Source organism: Streptomyces tateyamensis (genome assembly GCF_003205575.1).
Lineage (GTDB): Bacteria > Actinomycetota > Actinomycetes > Streptomycetales > Streptomycetaceae > Kitasatospora > Kitasatospora tateyamensis.
On sequence record NZ_PYBW01000028.1, the window covers coordinates 15,877 to 33,404 of the forward strand.

The window sequence follows — 17,528 nt, forward strand, 5'->3', positions numbered from 1 at the left end:
CCACCGGGCGCCGCAGGGCCCAGGGCCCAGGGCCGCAGGCCGCACGGCCGCCCGGCCGCCCTCCGGGCGCGGACGCCGGCGGCGGAGCGGGGCCCTCGCCCCAAACCCGCAACGCCTCGGCGGCGGCCCGGGCCGCGGCGAAATGTCCGTCTCCACCACCACATGAACGAGTTCGACCCTCCGCCGTGCTGCCGCTGCTTGCTGAGGCGCCGTAGGGTGGGCCGGGTGAATGACCGTTTGGTATGGATCGACTGTGAAATGACCGGCCTCGACCTGGAGCGCGACGCGCTGATCGAGGTAGCCGCGCTGGTCACCGACTCGGAGCTGAACATCCTCGGCGAGGGTGTGGACGTGGTGATCCGTCCGCCTGCGCAGGCCCTGGAGACCATGCCTGAGGTGGTGCGCCAGATGCACACCGCCTCCGGCCTGCTCGAGGAGCTGGCGGCGGGCGTCACCCTGGCCGAGGCCGAGAAGCTGGTGCTGGACTACGTCCGCCAGCACGCACCCGAGGCCGGCAAGACCCCGCTGTGCGGGAACTCGGTGGCCACCGACCGCGGTTTCCTCTCCCGGGACATGCCCGCGCTGGAGGGCCACCTGCACTACCGCATCGTGGACGTCTCCTCGATCAAGGAGCTCTCCCGCCGCTGGTACCCGAAGGCCTACTACAACAGCCCGCAGAAGGGCGGCAACCACCGGGCGCTGGCGGACATTCGGGAGAGCATCGCCGAACTGCGCTACTACCGCGAGACGGTGTTCGTCCCCGCGCCCGGACCGGACGCCGACGACGCCCGCCGGATCGCCGCGAAGCACCAGCTCCCGGCCGACAAGTAGTCCCCTCCGGTACCCGCCCGAGGCCCCGCCCCCGACAGCCGCTCCCGGCACCCGACTCCGACGAATCCGCAGGCCCGGGGACCGGCGGCCCGCCGGAGTCCCGTGCCGGGGGCGGCTGTTGTGACCCCGGTCACCTGGCCGCCCCCGGGGCCTCCGCCGGCGGAAACCCTGGCGCGAGCACTCCGTCGGATCCTGTAGAGTTCTTCCTGTCAGCGCGGGAACGCGCCGGACATGGTGGGCGTAGCTCAGTTGGTAGAGCACCTGGTTGTGGTCCAGGTGGCCGCGGGTTCGAGTCCCGTCGCTCACCCCAGATGATCAAGGTCTGACCAGCAAGTTTGGTCAGACCTTGATCCTTTTCCGAAATATGTCAGCACGACGTCATCACAGACCCCGAATTGGGGGTCTACCGTCATGCCATGGCGACGATCAGAGAGCGCCCCCGCAAGACCGGCGGCATCACCTACACGGTGCTGTGGCGGGCCGGCGGCACGCGCGACGGCAAGCAGGAGTCCGAGAACTTTCCCGACGACCCGAGGGCAGCCGAAGTCTTCAAGGGCCTCGTCGACATGCACGCCCAGCAGTGGCCGCCCGGCTGGGTCCGCGGGCAGGGCTTCGTCCAGGCGATGCCGGCCCGAGGCAAGGACCAGCCCTTCGCCGAGTGGGCGCACCGAGTCGTTGACCGGCTCACCGGCATCGAAGAGCGCACCCGCGGCGACTACCACCGCGACATCGACAACCACTTCGCCGGCGTCCTGGTCCACGCCGAGCCGTCCGGCCGCATCGTGGCGCCGACGGTAGCCAATGTCACTGCTGCGGACGTCACCGACTGGGTGCGCGCCCAGGAGGACGGGAAGGTCCGCGATGGCGACCCCGAGCAGTGGGAACGACAGCCAGCGGCCCCCAAGTCGATCAGCAACCGCCACGGGCTGCTCTACGGCATCTTTCAGGCCGCCATCGAGGCCGAGCCTCCCCTGCGCTCCGCGAACCCGTGCGCCAAGACGAAGCTGCCGCGGATCGATTCGGGGACCGAGGACGAGATGGTGTTCCTGGAGCACACCGAGTGGCAGCGGCTGCGCGCGGAGATCGCAAGCATCAACGGCGGCGACGGCGTCGACATCGCCGACGTCCTCGTTGCCACGGGGCTCCGCTGGGGCGAACTGGCGGCCCTTCAGGTCCGCGATCTGAATTTGGCTGGATCTAACCCCACCTTGCGAGTGGCCCGGGCCTGGAAGCGGCAGCGGGACAACTCGCTGAAGCTCGGGCCGCCGAAGACGAAGAAGAGCCGCCGCACCCTCGCCCTTTCGGCGGGCACGGTGGAGATCCTGCGGCGCAACGTCGTAGCCAAGAGCGGCGAGGACTTCGTCTTCACGACCGCATGGGGCAACCCGTGGCGGCACTCGAACTACTACAACCGCCGCTGGCTGCCAGCAGTCAGGGCCGCGCAGACCAAAGGGCTCCCGAAGGCCCCCCGCCTGCATGACCTGCGGCACACGCACGTCAGCTGGCTGATCGCCAAGAACATCCCGCTGCCTGCCATCCAAGCCAGGCTGGGCCACGAGTCGATCACGACAACCGTGGACCGGTACGGCCACCTGGTTCGGGCGCTCGACGGCGAAATCGTGGCCGCCATCCAGGCCGCGATGGCGGCGGATGACGGCCCTGGGCTGCGGCTCGTGGAGCGCCTCGGCTAAGCGGTGCTGACCTGCTGGGCCGTGGTCATCATCAAGGCCATGGCCCAGTCCCAGTTTTGGCTCCAGCCGCCGGCGTCGAGAGTGTGCTGGATCATCTCTTCCATCTCGGCGGCCGCCTCGGCGCTCATGTCCTTCTCCAGGATCGCCCAGCCGATGAGCCCGTGGCCTTCGACCTTCGCCACCCGGCGCCCGTTCGGCAGGCTCGGCACCCTGATGACCATCGCTCGCATCGTCAATCCGTCCCCTTCGGGCGGGTGACGCGCGGCATGACTCGACAGGCTGTGCGAGGTGGCACGCGAGAAACCGCCGTGAGCGCAGTGTCCCCAGGTGGAGCACACATCATGCCGCGTCCCACGGACAGATGGTAGTACCGGAACGCACTACTCCTGAGGGTCCGCCAGCTCCCGGGCGAACCTGCGCGCGAAGATCTCTGCGACCTCGGCAAGTTCGCGCCGGCCCTCAGCGTCCAACTCGTTCATCCTGGCGACGACGATCTGTACAGAGCCGTCTGACGACCACTCAGGCTCAGCGGACTCGACACCCATGAACTGAGCTGCGGCCGCGCGAGCCACCAGTTGGAAGGGCAGGCGCAAGCCGCGTGCCAGCGCCTCCAGGCGTTGGCGCTTGGGCACCTCCTTCAGCTGGCCGAGTTCCAGGCGGTTGATCCAGGAGCCATTCAGATCCGGGTCTCCGGAAGCCTCGACCACCTGGCTCAGGCTCATGCCGAGTTCAGCGCGCTGGGCCTTCACCAGTCGGGACAGGTCGTCCCGCGTCTCCTTAGCCATAAGGGGCATCATCCCGCACTCCTGTTCACCTGCGTGTCTACCGTTCCCTTAAGTAACTCCAAAAGGTTGCCCAGGTGGGCGGTAGGGCCATATTCCCCCACGGGGACGCATTGTCCATCACAGGGGGAGGCGCACAACAGGGCGCAGCGGAGATGAGTGGCATGCCCCGGCCATTTCATTGGCGGGATGAACGCAGCATCTCAGAGCGATAGACAATCCGTCCCCGCCATGCGATGCTCTGTTCATCACCACACCGGGATGATTCATCGCAGGAGGATTGGTGACAGTCCCACGATTTCAGCTCCACGACCCCGACCTGCTGCGCACCCTCATGCGTCGCACCGGGGACGGAACCCGCACCAGTGTCCGTGATCTCGCCAAGGTCGCCGGCGTCCACGCCAGCCACGTCGGTGAGCTCCTGACGGGCCACCAGAAGACCGCGACCGGCGAAGTTGCCGCCGCCATCTCTGGACGCATCGGCGTCGACCTGCTGGTCCTGTGGACCCCAGCTGAACGCACCGCCAACGCAGTGGAGCAGGAGGTCTCGGTATGAGCACCGACGAGGACTACGACTACGCCAGCCTCGCCGCGGTGCTCAACATCCCGCAGTCGTGGATCGAGAAGCACAAGGCCCAACTGCCGCGCATCGAGTACGGACGTCACGTCCGGTTCTCGCGGGAGCACGCCGCAGAGATCCGCGCCCTCTTCGAGGTCCGTCCGGCTCCCGCGTCGACTCTGATCGACGCCCCGTCGGTGCCGGCCACGTTGCTCGACCTGAAGCCCGGGCGCGCGCCTCGCGGCCGTCGCCGCTCCGCTTAACCACCCCCGGTGGGGTGGGCCGTCCCTTGGCGCCTAACCCGGGACGGCCCGGGCCCACCACACCACCCAGAGGAAGAAAGGCAGGCCGATCATGAAGCCTACCCGCCAGAACCACCCGCAGTCCGGTCCGGCCATCGCGCTGGCCCAGCTGATCACCGAGCACCCCCAGCTGCCCATGCTCAACTGGACGCTCCACAGGAAGGGGAACCTGCGGGGCGCCCTGCACCGCGTGACTCCCGCTGCGGCGATGGAGCCCACGGCTCGGGACGTCCTCGCCGCCTGGGCCGAGACGCTCAACGCCTCGCCCACCCCGCCGATGACGTTCTGGTCCAGCGGCGACGACCAGACGCTCGTTGCGCAGCACGTTCTGACGACGTGGCGCGACGTGGTGGTAGAAATCGCCATCTATGCCCCGCTCAGCGAGTACCCCGAGCTGCTGCCGGCGGTGGCCGCGTGAGCGCCACCCCGCGCGAGGTCATCACCCGCGCCACCGACCTGGTCCGCTCCCTGCTGACCCAGCAGACCACCCCGGCCGGCATCGTCCAGGTCCTCGCGGACGAGCAGCTGCTCAACCCGACCGTCTGGCACGCGTCCCAGGTGCCGGCCGACGACGCGGACGGCCTGGTGGTGTGGCGGGCCGAGCACACCGCCTTCCCGCTCGGCACCTACACAACCCCCGAGGACGCGCGGGCCCACGCCGAGGCGCACTTCCGCAGCGTCTGCCGTACTAGGCCCACCCTCGCCTGGTACGAGGAATTCCCGGACGCCAGCACCGCCATGGCCCTGTACGCCACCTACGGCGACTCCGAGGTGGTCACGGCCTACCGGGTCGTCCCGCTGACGGTGCTGGACCACTACAACCCGGACGGTGAGTCGTGACCGGCACGGGAGCGGTCTGGATGGCAGTCCTCTGCGCCCTGGTCGTCGCGCTGGTGATCGAGGCGTACTGCGAGCAGGTCCGCCACGACCGCCGCGGTGGCACCCCGGCGCCCGCCCGGGCCGCCCGCGCGTCGCGCCTGCGCCGCCCGTCCCGGCTGCGCCTCGCGTTCTGGCTGTCGGCCGCATGGCTGTGGGTGCAGCTGGCCGCCGTTGCCGAGCTCACCGCCCGTCAGCCCGCCCGCCACCGGAGGCCCCAGTGATCCTCTTCTACGCCGTACTGGTCGGCGCCGCCTGCGGCCTGGTCCTCGCCACCGGCCTGCGCTGGCTCGCGGCCGCGATTCAGCTCCTGATCGACCTCACCACCACGAAGCCCAAGGGGGGCACCCGATGACCGCGATCACCTTCGCGCCGGCCAGCCGCGAGCAAGCCCGCGCCCGTATCGGAATCCAGGGCCCGGCGGGCTCCGGCAAGACCAAGACGGCGCTGGTCGTCGGCGAGGCCCTGGCCCAGGGCGGCCAGGTCGGCCTCGTCGACACCGAACGCGGCTCCGCCCTCACCTACGCCCCGGTCCCCGGCCGGCCCGAGCTCGGCGGCCACGAGTTCCTGCACCTGCCGATGGACACCCACGACCCCCGCAGCCTGATCGAGGTCGTCCGCGAGGCCGAGCGCATCAAGCTGCCCGTGCTGATCGTCGACTCCTGGTCGCACTTCTGGAACGGCCGTGGCGGCCTGCTGGAGATCGTGGAGCGCGCCGGCTCGGAGAAGGGCGCGGGCGGCACCTTCGGCGGCTGGCGCACCGGCAACCCGATCGAGCAGGACATGCTGGATGCCCTGCTGAACTTCTCCGGTCACCTGATCGTCACCATGCGCACCAAGGGCGACTACGTGATCGAGGGGAAGAAGGTCACGAAGGTCGGCGTCAAGGCGGTCCAGCGCGAAGGGGCCGAGTACGAGCTCGGCCTGATCCTGGACATGGTGGAGGGCACCGCCACCATCACGAAGACGCGCTACAGCCCCCTCGAGGGGATGACGATCCACCACCCCGGCGAGCAGTTGGCCGAAGTGATCCTGGAGCAGCTCGGCCAGGGCGTCGACCCGGTCAAGGTCATCATGGACGAGCTGGTCAAGCCTGGGCTGACCTACCAGGAGGCGCGCGAGCTGCACGAGCGGGCCCGCCGCCGGCAGCTGCTCGCGGCCGGAGTGCTGGACCCGGCGACCGGCGCCGCGACGACGCTCGGCGAGCTGATCGTGGCTCGTGGCACCGCAGCCAAGCCGGCCGCTGTCCCCGACGCGCCCGCGCCCGGCCCCAGCCCGGCACCGCCGAGTACGCCGCTCGACCCGGGCCCGGCGGCAGCCGAGGTGTCCGGACCGGTGCAGCCCCCGACCGGCCGGGCGACCGCCCCGCAGATGCGGATGATGCACCTCGCCTTCAACCAGCTCGGCGTCACCGACCGGGACGAGCGCCTGTCCGCCACCTCGCTGATCGTCGGCCGCGGCATCCCCAGCGCGAACGACCTGTCGAAGGAGGAGGCGGGCACCCTGCTGGACTCGCTGAACCTGGTCACCCAGCAGCCCGAGCCGCGCGCCGCCTACGACGCGATGCTGCAGCGCCTCGCCCAGTCCGCCGCCTGACCGCCACCGAGCCGCGGGGCCGCGCAGCCTCCCCTCTGCGCGGCCCCGCACCACCCCTTGAAGGAGGTGAACCCACGTGGTCCAGCCCACTCTTGAGCAGCAGGCCGCCCTTGACACCTACGGCGACGGTCTCGACATGGTGCTCCAGGCAGGCGCCGGGTGCGGCAAGAGCTCCACCCTGCGCCTGATCGCCCAGTCCGACCCGCGCCGCCGGATGGCCTACATCGCCTACAACCGCAGCATCGCGGCCGACGCGAAGAAGTCGTTCCCGGCCAACGTGGCCGCGTCGACCGGGCACGGGCTCGCGTTCGACCCCAAGCACCTGCCCCGGCTCCAGCGGCCGCGCCAGACTGCGCTGCAGGCCGCCCAGGCCCTCGGGATCGACGAGCTGACCGGCGGAATCCAGCGGATCCCCACCGACCTCGGCCACGTCAAGGCCATGACCAGCAAGGTCATCATGCGCGCCGCCCTGGACGCGGTCGAGCGGTACTGCCACAGCGCCGACCCCGAGCCGAGCGCCCGTCACATCCCGCGCTACGACGGGCTCACCTCCCCAGACGCGCGTGCAGCCCTGGTCGAACTGGTGCTGCCCGTCGCCCGCCGGGCCTGGGCCGACCTGCGCGCCGCCGACGGCGTACTGAAGCTGTCCCACGACCACTACCTGAAGCTCTGGGCCCTGTCCGAGCCGACCATCCCGGCGGACGTTGTCCTGCTGGACGAGGCCCAGGACACCAACGACGTCCTGGCCAAGGTGCTGCTCGCTCAGGACCACGCGCAGCGGATCGCGGTCGGCGACTCCGCCCAGCAGATCTACGAGTGGCGCGGCGCCAAGGACGCCCTGGCCCAGTTCGAGCGCCAGCTCGGCGCCGAAGTCCGCACCCTGTCGCAGTCGTTCCGCTTCGGGCCGGCCATCGCCGATGCCGCCAACGCCTGGCTCTTCCTTGTCGGCACGCCGCTGCGCCTGACCGGCTGGGACCAGGCCGACAGCACCACCGGCCCGGTCGAGCACCCTGACGCGATCCTGTGCCGCACCAACTCCGGCGCGGTCGGCATCGTCCTGGAGGCGCTGAAGGCCGGGCGCAAGGTGTCGCTGGTCGGCGGCGGGGGCGAGCTGAAGCGCCTCGCGTGGGCCGCCCGCGACCTCCAGCAGGGCCGCGCCACCGACCACCCGGAGCTGCTGGCGTTCCCCAGCTGGTCCGCGGTGCGCGAGTACGCCGAGGAGGAGGACGGCTCGCTGAAGGTGCTCGTCAAGCTGATCGACGACTACGGCGCCGACGAGCTGGCCCGCGCGGCGGATGCCCTCGCGGCCGAGGGCGTGGCCGAGCTGACCGTCTCGACCGCGCACCGGGCCAAGGGCCGCGAGTGGCCGGCCGTGCGGATCCACGACGACTTCCGCCCGCCCAAGCCCGACCCGGCCACGGGCCTGGTGATCCTGCGCCGCGAGGAGGCCCGCCTCGCCTACGTCGCGGTCACCCGGGCACGCCAGCGGCTCGACCACACCGCCCTGGCCTGGGTCGACAGCATCCGCGCAGTAGCCGACTGATGACCATCGCCGCACTGCGCGCCCTGATCGACAGCCAGACCCCCGACACCCCGCACCTGCCAGCACCGCGCACCACACCCAGCAAGGGAGGACCGACCGTGGACACCCGCAGCGCCGCCCACGCGGTCGCCATGTACCGCAACGGCGACACCGTCTCCACCATCGTCAAGGCCACCGGCCTGACGCAGGACCAGATCGCGGCCGCCGTCACGAGTGCCGGCACGGTGTTCACCGTGAACGGCACCACCCCGGTCGCCACCGGCCCGGGCGCAGCGGCCGCCGGACTCATCGCCTGGGGCATGAAGCACCCCAGCGCCCGCATGCAGCGCCTCGCCGAGCAGGCCCGCACCGCGCTCGCCGACCTCCAACAGGCCCAGCGCCAGGAGGCCGCCATCACCGCGGCCGCAGACCGCGTCCAACGACTCAAGGACCAACTGGCAGCAGCCGAGCAGGACTTGCGCGCCGCCAAGGGCACCGCCACGACCAGCCGCCCCAGCAGCACGGCGCCACGCCCCGACCGGACCCAGGGCAGTCGCATACGCGCCTGGGCCCGCGAGAACAACCTCCCGGTCGGCACCGCCGGAGTGATCTCCCGCGACGTGATCACCGCCTACGCCGCAGCCCACCCGCAGGAGTGCACCGATGCCGCGTGAACCCGCCGCACAGCTGCACTGCTGACCCCGGTGGCCGACGGCGACCAACCCCGCCGGCCACCGGCACCACCCGCACCGACCCCGAAGGACTGCCGCACGTGGGAATCCGCCTGATCGTCGAGGTGATGGACCACGCGCCCGCGACGCTCACGCATCGCGAGGCGTGGGTGCTCGGCGTGCTCGCGGAGGACGCGAACGACGCAACCCGGACCTGCTACCCGGGCGTGGAGGACGACCCGCGCACGGTTCGCCGGATGCGGATCCCGGGCCGCTCCAGCCGCTATGCCGTGCTTCAGGCACTGCGGGCCAAGGGGGTCCTGGAGACGGTCGAGGCCGGCCACCGGGGCCGCCGCGCCGTGTACCGGATCGCCCTCTTGACTACCGCCGACAGCAACGCAAAGGGTCCCGAAATCCCGGACGCTACCGGCGGATTGGGTCCGGATCTCCAGGACCCATTCGGCTCGGAAGGGTCCGGATCTCCAGGACCCAATCTCGGGATTGGGTCCGCAGAACCCGGACCCAATCAGGACTTTGGGTCCGGATCTCCAGGACCCATTCCAGGCCGAAAGGGTCCGCAGAACCCGGACCCAACTCCCCGAAAGGGTCCGGATTTGACCCCGAAAGGGTCCGGAAAACCCGGACCCCTACCCCTCAATCCCCTAAAGACAGATAACTCTTCACCCCCACGCGCATCACCACACCACACCGACGACCCGCTGTTCGACGCCTTCTGGTCCGCCTACCCCCGCAAGATCGGCAAGAGCTACGCCCGGGCCGCCTGGGCCAAAGCGATCAAGCGAGGCGCCGACCCGGCCGCCATCGCCGACGCCGTCCCCCGACACGCCGCCTTCTGGCGAGCCGCCGGCACCGACCCGAAGTTCATCCCCTACCCGACCACCTGGCTCAACGGCGACCGCTACGAGGACCAGCTCGACACCCAGCCAGCCATCACCCCGCAGACCCGCCAGCAGACCTACGAGGAGCGAGGGATCTTCTGATGACCACCGCCGAGCTCGCCCCCGCCGAGGACGACCTGGTCCCCGACGACGCACCCACCGAGCCCTGGGCCCGCACCCAGCCCCACGACCTCGCCACCGAACAAGGCCTCATCGGCCGCACCCTCCTGACCCCCGACAGCCGCCGCATCCTGCGCGACCTCGCCCTCAACCCCGCCGCCTTCTACCGGCCGGCCAACGAAACGATCTGGCGCACCATGCTGGCCCTCGCCGACAGCGGCCACCCCATCGACCCGCTCAGCCTCACCGCCGCCCTGGAACGCACCGGCCACCTGTTCAAGGTCGGCGGACCCGCCTACCTGCACACCTGCGTCGCCGTCGGCCAATACGTCTACGACACCGGCTGGCTCGCCGACCGCATCCGCGACCTCGCCCAGCGCCGCGACCTCATCCGCACCGGTCAGCAGATCACCGCCGCCGCCTGGCAACTCGACCAGGACGACGACGCCGCCGAGCTCGCCGAACACGCCGTCGCCGAACTACGCCGCGTCCGCGACGCCGGCCACGCCCAGGCCGACACCGCCGCCCAGGACATCCACGACTTCCTGGCCGTCGACGACGAGCACTACGACTGGGTCCTGCCCGGCCTCCTCGAGCACGGCGACCGCATCATCTGGACCGCTGGTGAAGGCGGCGGCAAGTCCGTCCTCCAGCGCCAGCTCGCCGTCACCGCCGCAGCCGGCGTCCTCCCGTTCTCCAGCCACCCGAGCAAACCCAACGAACCCAACACCGTTGGCCCGGCCCGCGTGCTCGTCCTGGACTGCGAGAACTCCGGCCGCCAGTCCCGCCGGCACTACCGCGCCCTGATGAACATCGCCGCCAACCAGCACACCCCCGTCCGCCGCGGCCAGCTCCACATCGACATCCGCCCCGAGGGCATCGACCTCACCCGCCCCGAAGGCCGCTCCTGGCTGATGCGCCGCGTCGAGTCCGTCATGCCGGACCTGCTCATCGTCGGCCCCGTCTACCGGCTGCACGCCGGCGACCCCAACAGCGAGGAACTCGCCCGCCGCGTCACCGTCGTCCTGGACGAGGCCCGGGCCACCGCCCGGTGCGCGCTCTCCCTCGAAGCCCACTCCCCGCAGGGCAACGGGCTCGGCCCGCGCGCGCTCCGCCCGGTCGGCAGCTCGCTCTGGCTCAGGTGGCCGGAGTTCGGCCTCGGCCTGCGCCCCGTCGAAGACGAGCGGTCCGCGCAGGACGAGCGCGCCCGCCGCGTCCTGCCCTGGCGCGGCAGCCGCGACGAACGGGGGTGGCCCACCTTCATCCGCCAGGGCTGGAGCGGCTGGTGGCCCTGGACCGGCTACACCCCCATCGACGCCGACCACCACACCGGCCACTCGCCCACCGGAGCCATCTCATGACCCACGGCCGCACTGAACCCCGCATCGGCCCAGCCACCAGCCTCACCGGCGAACTCACCATCTGGGTCCGCATCATCCGCGGCCGAACCCTCACCTTCTGGGCATGGCCCGACGACATCGCCGTCTACCGCGTCGACGGCGAGAACAGCCCCGAACTCATCCGCACCTTCACCCGGGAGACCACCTGATGCCCCTGCCCACCCTCACCGGCACCGCCCGACTCGTCGCCGACCCCGAACTCCGCATCACCCCCAACGGCGCCCCCGTCTGCACCATCCGACTCGCCTTCAACAGCCGCAAGCAGGACCCCAACGGCAACTGGATCGACGGAGACACCTTCTGGATCCGCGGCACCGCCTGGAAGCAGCTCGCCGAGAACGCGGCCGAGACCCTCGCCAAGGGCATGGAGGTCATCGTCACCGGCGAACTCCGCACCGAGTCCTGGGACAAGGACGGCCAGAAGCACCAGCAGGCCGCCCTGATGATCCGCTCGATCGGTCCGTCCCTCACCGGCGCCACCGCCCGCGTCACCAAGGCCGACCGCAACAGCCAGCAGCAGCGTCAGCAGCCCCAGCAGCAGCGACCCCAGCAGCCCCAGAACGACCCCTGGGCCAGCGACACCACCCAGAACACCAGCTGGGGCACCGAACCCCCGTTCTAGACCACCAGCAGGCCGCTCAGCGCCCGCAACCGGTCCCGCCCGGCCTCGCGCCCGCACGCGACCTTGATCGCCCGCCACACACCCCCTGGAGCCCCTCGCATGACCGACACCGCCGCCCGGACGCCGTGGCAGATCGCTATCACCCCGGACCCCGCCCGCCCCGCCGCCACCGACCTGCTGGAGACCCCCAGCCTTCCGGAGCTCGCTGCGGTCCTGGATGACCCGGACGCCGAGCAGGTGCTGTACCGCGTGACCTACGAGCGCGTAGGCCGCCGAGGCGGCCGCGACGGCAGCACCCCGCCGCCCCCGCTCACCACCTGGGCCATGACGGCCAATCACCTCGCCGAGCAGGTCTGCGCCGACGTGCGCCAGTACCTGACCTCCAGCGAGATCGATGTCGCAGTGAACCTGGACGCCGGCCGAGGCCAGATCTACGCCGGCTGCAGCAACGGCGGCCGCTTCACGGTCGAGCGGGTGGCGACGGCCACCCTGGAGGGCTGACCGATGCGTTCCACCCTCCCTGCCACCGACGCGGTTTTCCTGTTCGCCGAGGCCGCGCACGCATCCGACCCGCGCACCAGCATCCGACTCCAGGGCGCGGCCGGCGCGCTGTTCGCGTTCGCCGCCAACGACGGCGACCTGACCCAGGTCGTCGCGTACGCCGCCACCGACACCCCGTGGCAGGCCAACCTGCACCCAGCCGATCTCCCGCTCGTCCAGGCCTGGCTGGGCCGCCTCGCCAACTACGACCAGGTCCGCATCGGCACCGCACCCAGCGGCACCGGCACCTCGATAACCCTCCGCTGCGGTCACCGGATGCTGCGCGTCGTCAACCCCGGCCCCCCGGCCGCCGACACGCCCAGCCAGCCGCAGTGCGGAGCCTGCCGGCGTCCGTTTGACCCGAACGACCGCCGCTGGAACGGCCGTGCCCAACACGGCGACAGCCCGTGGTGCCGCAGCTGCATCGACCGCTGCCACGACAACGCGTCCGCTGACCACCGCTGCCTGATCTGCCACTGACCCACCTCGCCGGCCGCCGTCACCCGCGGCGGCCGGCCAACCACCTGGAGACCACCATGCGCGCTTGGACCCGCCTGCTCGCCTGGCTCACCCGCCGCCAGCCGCCCGCCAAGCCGCCGCCGACAACGGGCGAGCACCGCGCCGCCCAATCCGGCCTGTTCGCCATCCCACCCAAGGACGACCGGTGAGCCTCACCCCGACCGACCGCGAGCACCTGAACATCCTCATCCAGCGCGCCGCCCGCAACCTCACCCCACAGGAACGCAGCACCCTGCTGCGGCTCTGGGAACGCAACCGGCCGCCCTGCAGCCCGGTGCACCGCACCGTTCAGCACCTGACCCACCAGCACCTGGAGCCACCGTTGCCCAGCCCCAGCCCCCGCGGCCGCGCCATCGCCGACCTGACCGAACTCGCCGTCAGCTGGCCCGAGCTCCGCGACGCCCTCACCGCCCGCACCACCACCTGGCCACCCGCCGGCCGCATGACCGACTACCAGCGCCAGCTCACCCCCGACGAGGCGGCCGCCGAGCAGTACGCCACCGCCGCCGAGCTCGCCGAGCGCACCGCGCTGGCCCCCGGCGAGCACCCCGCACCGCTGTCGGTCACCGTGCTCGACACGATCAGCGAGATCCAGGACGAGCTGCTCGGCCTGGCCGACGAGATCGCCGGCGCCGTTCAGCGGCCCCCGTTCACCTTCAAGATCCCGTCCGCCAGCCCGCACGACGACATTGCGCGCCGCCTCGCCCTGACCGAGCTCACCGACCGGGCCGACCCGCGCCGCTGGCGCTACAACCTGGCCGGCCGCGACGGCGCCACCGCAGCCAGCTGGCTCGCCGACCGCCTCACCGACCCGGCCGGACCGTTCAAGCCCCTGACGGACACCCAGATCGAGTGGATCGGCGCCGTCGCCGCGGCCTGCCGCCGCCGCGCTGAGCCGCTCCTCGCCAGCCCCACCACGGCCGACGGACAGGCGGTGGATCTGCCGCTCGTCTGCGAGTGCGGCGGCCAGCTCAGCGTCACCAACTCGGTGGATGACTTCCGTGTCCGGTGCGCTGGCTGCGGGATCACCTGGACCGGTACCTCGCTGCTCGAGCAGCTCCGCGCCACCTGACCCAACCCCACCGTCCAGTGCGCTGGACTCCCACCATCCAGCGCACTGGCCAACCCATGGAGCACTATGTACTGCCCTGGCGACATCGCCTCCACCACACTGCACGGCCTGCCCGGACTCGGCCGCTGGACGCTGGACGCGAGCGCCCTGGTCCTCGCCGCCGAGCCCGGCGACCTGCTGCTGTACGTCTACCAGGCCGCGATCGGTGCCGAGTTCTTCGCTCGTGGCCCGGCCGACACCGCCCTGCACGGCGGCGGCATGCAACTGCACGACCCTGTCACCACTGGGTTGCAGCCGGCCCGGATCCGGCTCGGCGAGATCACCAACCCGGGCGACCCGTCCAGCGCAGTGAACGAGCTTCTGCAGCGCGCTCACGCCGAGCTCGCACCGCAGTGGACCGCCCGTGGCGACGGCCCGCTGACCACCGACGCCCTGCCCGTGCTCGACCAGGCGTGCACCCGGCTGGCCGCTAGCCGGGCCGCGGCCGACGCCGCCGAGGACGCCCGCGACCTCCTCGTCCAGCGCTTCGCCGCTGGCGGGCTCGGCCCCACGGCGCTCGCGCGCCCGGGTCTGTCCGCAAGCCGCGTGTCCCAGCTGACCAAGCACGTTCGCACCGGGGTTGCTTGACGATCAGCCAGTTCGTGATCCACACTGGCCCCACGTCCGGCGTGCCCGGACACAATGCCTCCCCGAGAGCCCCGCAGCCAGCACCACGGCGCGGGGCTCTCGCCATCCCCAGACTCAGGGCTCCCGCCTCACCCAGCAGGCCAACCATCAGGCCAACTGACGGGAGAAGCACTGTGACCTGGACCGTTCACGAGGGCGACGCCCTCTCCATCCTCGACCAGCTACCTGTGACGTCCATCGACGCCGTGATCGCAGACCCGCCGTACAACAGCGGTGGCCGCACCCCCACCGAACGCACCGGCCGCAGCAGTCGCGACAAATACGTCAGCGGCCACAACGGCAACGGCACCGCACACGGCCTGGCCGACTTCGCCGGCGAATCCCGCGACCAGCGCGGCTACGTCGCCTGGCTCGGCGTCATCCTCTCCAAGTGCCTGCACGCCACCCGACCCGGCGGCGCCGCCCTCGTGTTCACCGACTGGCGCCAGCTCAGCGTCACCACCGACGCCCTGCAGGTCGGCGGCTGGACACTGCGCGGCATCGCGGTGTGGCACAAGCCCATCGCCCGCCCGCAGCCCGGCCGGTTGCGCCAAGAGTGCGAGTTCATCGTCTGGGGCAGCAACGGCCCCATGCACCCCGGCGCCGACCCCGTCTACCTGCCCGGCCTGTACAGCGCATCTCAGCCCCGCGGCACCGAGCGTCAGCACATCACCCAGAAGCCCCTGGACGTGATGCGCCAGCTCGTTCGGATCGTGCCCGAGGGCGGCACCGTCCTCGACCCGTTCGCCGGATCCGGCACCACCGGGGTCGCTGCCCTCACCGAGGGCCGCAACTTCGTCGGCTGCGAGATCACACCCCACTACGCAGCCATCGCCCGCCCCCGCCTCGCCGAGGCGGCATAAGACCAGCGGCCCCGCCACCACCCCCCGTGGCGGGGCCGCTCCCTTCCCCGGAGACTGCCATGCAGCCCAGCATCGGACGCATCGTCCACTACGTCAGCCACGGAACCCCCGGCGGCGAGTACACCCAGGAGTGCCGCGCCGCGATCATCACCGAGCTGACCAGCGACCCCAACCACCCCAACCAGGTCGGCCTCGCGGTACTCAACCCGACCGGCATCCACTTGAACCGCGCGGTGCCCTACAACAACGGTGACGGCCAGCCCGGTCACCCGAGCTGTCCCGACGCCCAGTCACACGGTCAGCCGTTCCGATACTGCGGCTGCGGATGGACCGAACCCACCCCCGTCGGCGGCACCTGGCACTGGCCCGAGCGCACCTGACCAGCGCTCGCTACCCGAGCGTGGCAGCGAACCCTCCGCTGCGGGCCTCATCAGCGGGCACGGTGAGCTTCCCGCGATGGCTGATCTCCACTTGGTAGAACTTGGCGCCGCTCGGCACACCAGACACCGCAAGCGGGAACACGCAACCGCTCCGGCTCGGCGAATCCGCCCCAGCACCCAGCGAACCACTCGCCACCACCGCGCCGGCCGCGTCGTAGACCGTTACTGACGTGCCCTCGCGGATGTCCGTGTAGCCGCCCGACGTACTGCACGTGCCCGTCCCCGAGTACGCACTGGTGCCCGGCACCGCGAGCGTGCCGCTCAGGGTGAATGACGGCGCGCCCCCGGACGCCGCCTGACCACCGGACCCGCCCGGCGCCAACAGCAGCGCACTACAAGCGCCCAGCAGTACACCGGCCAACCCGGTAACAGCGGGCAGCAGCCACCGCGGCTGCGCCTTCGGTGGCTCCAGCACGCCGGGCGCGGACGTGGGTACGAACTCGGGCTCGGCTGTCGACTCGTCAAACATGGTCGCGAGCATCCCAGCCACTGCCCGCCCACTGTGCCGTGTTGCCCGGATCGTGACCGAGGAGGTGATCACCGTGGCCAGACGCAGAGCGTACGCAGTGTGCAGCACCCCCGGCTGCCCGGAGTACACCGACAGCGGCAGATGCGACGAGCACCGCCGCCAGGCCGAACAGCGCCGCGGCAGCCCCCGCCAACGCGGCTACGGCGGACCCGACTGGACGCAGGCCCGGGCCGCCGTGATCGCGCGCGACCCGATCTGTGTGCTCTGCCGCACCGAGCCGTCCCGCGTCGCGGACCACTGGCCGGCCAGCCGCCGCCAGCTGCTGCAGCAGGGCGTGCCCGACCCGGACGCCCCCGAGCGCATGCGCGGCATATGCCGCCCCTGCCACAGCCGCGAGACCGCCGAACACCAACCCGGAGGCTGGCACCAGTGAACGACGACCAGGACCAGCCGCTCGGCCCCATCATCGACGGCCTTGGCGTCGCCGCGCACCTCGCGGACGGTGAGCTCGCCGCAGCCGCCGTGGTGCTGCTGAAGGTGCTGCAGGCCGACGGCAGCACGCGCCTGAGCCTGGCCTACTCCGACGGGCTCGGCTGGATCGAGCGCGCCGGCATGCTCCGGGTCGCCGAGCTGATCGAGAGCAGCACCACCTCGGTCGAAGGGGCGAGCTGATGATCCACCTGGGCACGCAGCCGTACGACGGTCCGCTCCCGGTGGCGGAGGGCCACGACCTGACCGCGCGCGGCCTGCAGCACCGCGCTGCAGGCGAGGTGCGTTGGGTCAGCGAAGGCGTCTGGAGCTGGACCCCGGCCGCCGAGGATGGTGCCGCGTGAAGCATTCGCTCAGCATCAGCAGCGACGGCGCCCGCCACACGGTGCACATCGACGGCACCAACTGGTCAGGGGCCCTGCGCTCGGTCTCGCTCGACCTCGCGCCCAACTCGTTGCCGCGCGTGGTGATCGAGCCGTTCATCACCGAGGTCAGGCACATCAACGTGGAGCACGCCGAGGTGGTGATGAGCCCGACGGCTGCCCGGCTGCTGGCGAGCCTCGGCTGGACACCTCCCGCCGGTCACTCGGTGTGAGCAG

29 protein-coding genes and 1 tRNA gene are annotated in these 17,528 nt (G+C 71.4%); 27 read left to right on the forward strand and 3 right to left on the reverse strand.

The features are described from left to right. Window positions 1–225 precede the first annotated feature (225 nt). The 3 genes from orn (at window position 226) to C7C46_RS08780 (ending at window position 2,522) form a co-directional block, all read left to right on the forward strand. The gene (orn, locus tag C7C46_RS08770) at window positions 226–831 is read left to right on the forward strand and encodes an oligoribonuclease (RefSeq protein ID WP_110667486.1); all 606 of its coding nucleotides are present in this window, start codon (window positions 226–228) and stop codon (window positions 829–831) included. A gap of 234 nt (window positions 832–1,065) precedes the next feature. Next, window positions 1,066–1,141: transfer RNA gene (locus C7C46_RS08775), tRNA-His, on the forward strand. 106 nt (window positions 1,142–1,247) lie between these two features. After that, window positions 1,248–2,522: a tyrosine-type recombinase/integrase gene (locus C7C46_RS08780; protein ID WP_110667488.1), complete on the forward strand. Its 1,275-nt coding sequence runs from the start codon at window positions 1,248–1,250 to the stop codon at window positions 2,520–2,522. Here the strand turns inward: C7C46_RS08780 and C7C46_RS08785 are convergent. Then, window positions 2,519–2,743, reverse strand: a complete 225-nt coding sequence (locus C7C46_RS08785) for a hypothetical protein (RefSeq protein WP_146259022.1) — start codon at window positions 2,741–2,743, stop codon at window positions 2,519–2,521. The two genes, C7C46_RS08780 and C7C46_RS08785, sit on opposite strands and share 4 nt — an antisense overlap. A gap of 159 nt (window positions 2,744–2,902) precedes the next feature. Then, on the reverse strand, window positions 2,903–3,307 hold the full coding sequence (locus C7C46_RS08790) for a helix-turn-helix domain-containing protein (protein ID WP_181442262.1): 405 nt from the start codon (window positions 3,305–3,307) through the stop codon (window positions 2,903–2,905). Between the two features lie 280 nt (window positions 3,308–3,587). Between C7C46_RS08790 and C7C46_RS08795 the strand changes: the two genes are divergently transcribed. The 20 genes from C7C46_RS08795 (at window position 3,588) to C7C46_RS08875 (ending at window position 15,911) form a co-directional block, all read left to right on the forward strand. Next, complete coding sequence (locus C7C46_RS08795; protein WP_245984303.1) at window positions 3,588–3,860, forward strand: XRE family transcriptional regulator; 273 nt, start codon at window positions 3,588–3,590, stop codon at window positions 3,858–3,860. Further along, a complete protein-coding gene (locus C7C46_RS08800; protein WP_110667495.1) occupies window positions 3,857–4,126 on the forward strand; it encodes a hypothetical protein in 270 nt (89 codons plus the stop codon). Before C7C46_RS08795 ends, C7C46_RS08800 begins: the two co-directional genes overlap by 4 nt. A gap of 91 nt (window positions 4,127–4,217) precedes the next feature. Continuing rightward, window positions 4,218–4,583, forward strand: coding sequence for a hypothetical protein (locus tag C7C46_RS08805; protein WP_110667496.1), 366 nt, complete (start codon window positions 4,218–4,220; stop codon window positions 4,581–4,583). After that, on the forward strand, window positions 4,580–5,005 hold the full coding sequence (locus C7C46_RS08810; RefSeq protein WP_110667498.1) for a hypothetical protein: 426 nt from the start codon (window positions 4,580–4,582) through the stop codon (window positions 5,003–5,005). The genes C7C46_RS08805 and C7C46_RS08810 overlap by 4 nt, the downstream gene beginning before the upstream one ends. A gap of 20 nt (window positions 5,006–5,025) precedes the next feature. Then, the gene (locus C7C46_RS08815; protein ID WP_146259023.1) at window positions 5,026–5,265 is read left to right on the forward strand and encodes a hypothetical protein; all 240 of its coding nucleotides are present in this window, start codon (window positions 5,026–5,028) and stop codon (window positions 5,263–5,265) included. Continuing rightward, a complete protein-coding gene (locus C7C46_RS37260) occupies window positions 5,262–5,396 on the forward strand; it encodes a hypothetical protein (protein WP_281278531.1) in 135 nt (44 codons plus the stop codon). Before C7C46_RS08815 ends, C7C46_RS37260 begins: the two co-directional genes overlap by 4 nt. Beyond that, window positions 5,393–6,637 (forward strand): AAA family ATPase, encoded by a 1,245-nt coding sequence (locus C7C46_RS08820; RefSeq protein ID WP_220040582.1) that lies wholly within the window; start codon window positions 5,393–5,395, stop codon window positions 6,635–6,637. The genes C7C46_RS37260 and C7C46_RS08820 overlap by 4 nt, the downstream gene beginning before the upstream one ends. A 76-nt stretch (window positions 6,638–6,713) precedes the next feature. Next, window positions 6,714–8,180, forward strand: coding sequence for a UvrD-helicase domain-containing protein (locus C7C46_RS08825; protein WP_245984304.1), 1,467 nt, complete (start codon window positions 6,714–6,716; stop codon window positions 8,178–8,180). Then, a complete protein-coding gene (locus tag C7C46_RS08830; protein ID WP_110667502.1) occupies window positions 8,180–8,833 on the forward strand; it encodes an Lsr2 family DNA-binding protein in 654 nt (217 codons plus the stop codon). The genes C7C46_RS08825 and C7C46_RS08830 overlap by 1 nt, the downstream gene beginning before the upstream one ends. Window positions 8,834–8,931: 98 nt before the next feature. Further along, the gene (locus tag C7C46_RS34205; RefSeq protein WP_146259024.1) at window positions 8,932–9,831 is read left to right on the forward strand and encodes a hypothetical protein; all 900 of its coding nucleotides are present in this window, start codon (window positions 8,932–8,934) and stop codon (window positions 9,829–9,831) included. Then, on the forward strand, window positions 9,831–11,210 hold the full coding sequence (locus C7C46_RS08840; protein WP_110667506.1) for an AAA family ATPase: 1,380 nt from the start codon (window positions 9,831–9,833) through the stop codon (window positions 11,208–11,210). The genes C7C46_RS34205 and C7C46_RS08840 overlap by 1 nt, the downstream gene beginning before the upstream one ends. Then, on the forward strand, window positions 11,207–11,398 hold the full coding sequence (locus C7C46_RS34210) for a hypothetical protein (protein ID WP_146259025.1): 192 nt from the start codon (window positions 11,207–11,209) through the stop codon (window positions 11,396–11,398). Before C7C46_RS08840 ends, C7C46_RS34210 begins: the two co-directional genes overlap by 4 nt. Further along, on the forward strand, window positions 11,398–11,871 hold the full coding sequence (gene ssb / locus C7C46_RS08845) for a single-stranded DNA-binding protein (RefSeq protein WP_181442263.1): 474 nt from the start codon (window positions 11,398–11,400) through the stop codon (window positions 11,869–11,871). The genes C7C46_RS34210 and ssb overlap by 1 nt, the downstream gene beginning before the upstream one ends. A gap of 99 nt (window positions 11,872–11,970) precedes the next feature. Beyond that, complete coding sequence (locus C7C46_RS08850) at window positions 11,971–12,372, forward strand: hypothetical protein (RefSeq protein WP_110667510.1); 402 nt, start codon at window positions 11,971–11,973, stop codon at window positions 12,370–12,372. 3 nt (window positions 12,373–12,375) lie between these two features. Then, on the forward strand, window positions 12,376–12,891 hold the full coding sequence (locus C7C46_RS08855; RefSeq protein ID WP_110667512.1) for a hypothetical protein: 516 nt from the start codon (window positions 12,376–12,378) through the stop codon (window positions 12,889–12,891). A 56-nt stretch (window positions 12,892–12,947) separates the two neighbouring features. Further along, window positions 12,948–13,079, forward strand: a complete 132-nt coding sequence (locus C7C46_RS37265) for a hypothetical protein (protein WP_281278532.1) — start codon at window positions 12,948–12,950, stop codon at window positions 13,077–13,079. Continuing rightward, window positions 13,076–14,002: a hypothetical protein gene (locus tag C7C46_RS08860; protein ID WP_110667514.1), complete on the forward strand. Its 927-nt coding sequence runs from the start codon at window positions 13,076–13,078 to the stop codon at window positions 14,000–14,002. The genes C7C46_RS37265 and C7C46_RS08860 overlap by 4 nt, the downstream gene beginning before the upstream one ends. A 66-nt stretch (window positions 14,003–14,068) precedes the next feature. Next, on the forward strand, window positions 14,069–14,629 hold the full coding sequence (locus C7C46_RS08865; RefSeq protein ID WP_110667516.1) for a hypothetical protein: 561 nt from the start codon (window positions 14,069–14,071) through the stop codon (window positions 14,627–14,629). Between the two features lie 173 nt (window positions 14,630–14,802). Beyond that, entirely contained in the window at window positions 14,803–15,531 is a 729-nt protein-coding gene (locus C7C46_RS08870) for a DNA-methyltransferase (RefSeq protein ID WP_110667517.1), read from the forward strand. Between the two features lie 59 nt (window positions 15,532–15,590). Next, window positions 15,591–15,911 (forward strand): hypothetical protein, encoded by a 321-nt coding sequence (locus C7C46_RS08875; RefSeq protein WP_110667519.1) that lies wholly within the window; start codon window positions 15,591–15,593, stop codon window positions 15,909–15,911. A gap of 10 nt (window positions 15,912–15,921) precedes the next feature. On the opposite strand, the gene C7C46_RS08880 is transcribed toward C7C46_RS08875, so the two are convergent. Further along, window positions 15,922–16,440, reverse strand: coding sequence for a hypothetical protein (locus C7C46_RS08880; RefSeq protein WP_245984305.1), 519 nt, complete (start codon window positions 16,438–16,440; stop codon window positions 15,922–15,924). Between the two features lie 73 nt (window positions 16,441–16,513). On the opposite strand from C7C46_RS08880, the gene C7C46_RS08885 reads away from it, so the two are divergent. From C7C46_RS08885 to C7C46_RS08895, 4 genes are read left to right on the forward strand one after another with little or no spacing between them, the layout of a single operon-like run. Further along, window positions 16,514–16,873 carry a holin gene (locus C7C46_RS08885; RefSeq protein WP_110667621.1) on the forward strand — a complete coding sequence of 120 codons (360 nt, stop codon included), beginning with the start codon at window positions 16,514–16,516 and terminating at the stop codon, window positions 16,871–16,873. Beyond that, window positions 16,870–17,112: a hypothetical protein gene (locus C7C46_RS08890; RefSeq protein ID WP_110667521.1), complete on the forward strand. Its 243-nt coding sequence runs from the start codon at window positions 16,870–16,872 to the stop codon at window positions 17,110–17,112. The genes C7C46_RS08885 and C7C46_RS08890 overlap by 4 nt, the downstream gene beginning before the upstream one ends. Further along, complete coding sequence (locus C7C46_RS34875; RefSeq protein ID WP_181442264.1) at window positions 17,112–17,273, forward strand: hypothetical protein; 162 nt, start codon at window positions 17,112–17,114, stop codon at window positions 17,271–17,273. The genes C7C46_RS08890 and C7C46_RS34875 overlap by 1 nt, the downstream gene beginning before the upstream one ends. Beyond that, a complete protein-coding gene (locus C7C46_RS08895; RefSeq protein ID WP_110667523.1) occupies window positions 17,270–17,524 on the forward strand; it encodes a hypothetical protein in 255 nt (84 codons plus the stop codon). The genes C7C46_RS34875 and C7C46_RS08895 overlap by 4 nt, the downstream gene beginning before the upstream one ends. The last annotated feature ends 4 nt before the right edge of the window (window positions 17,525–17,528 follow it).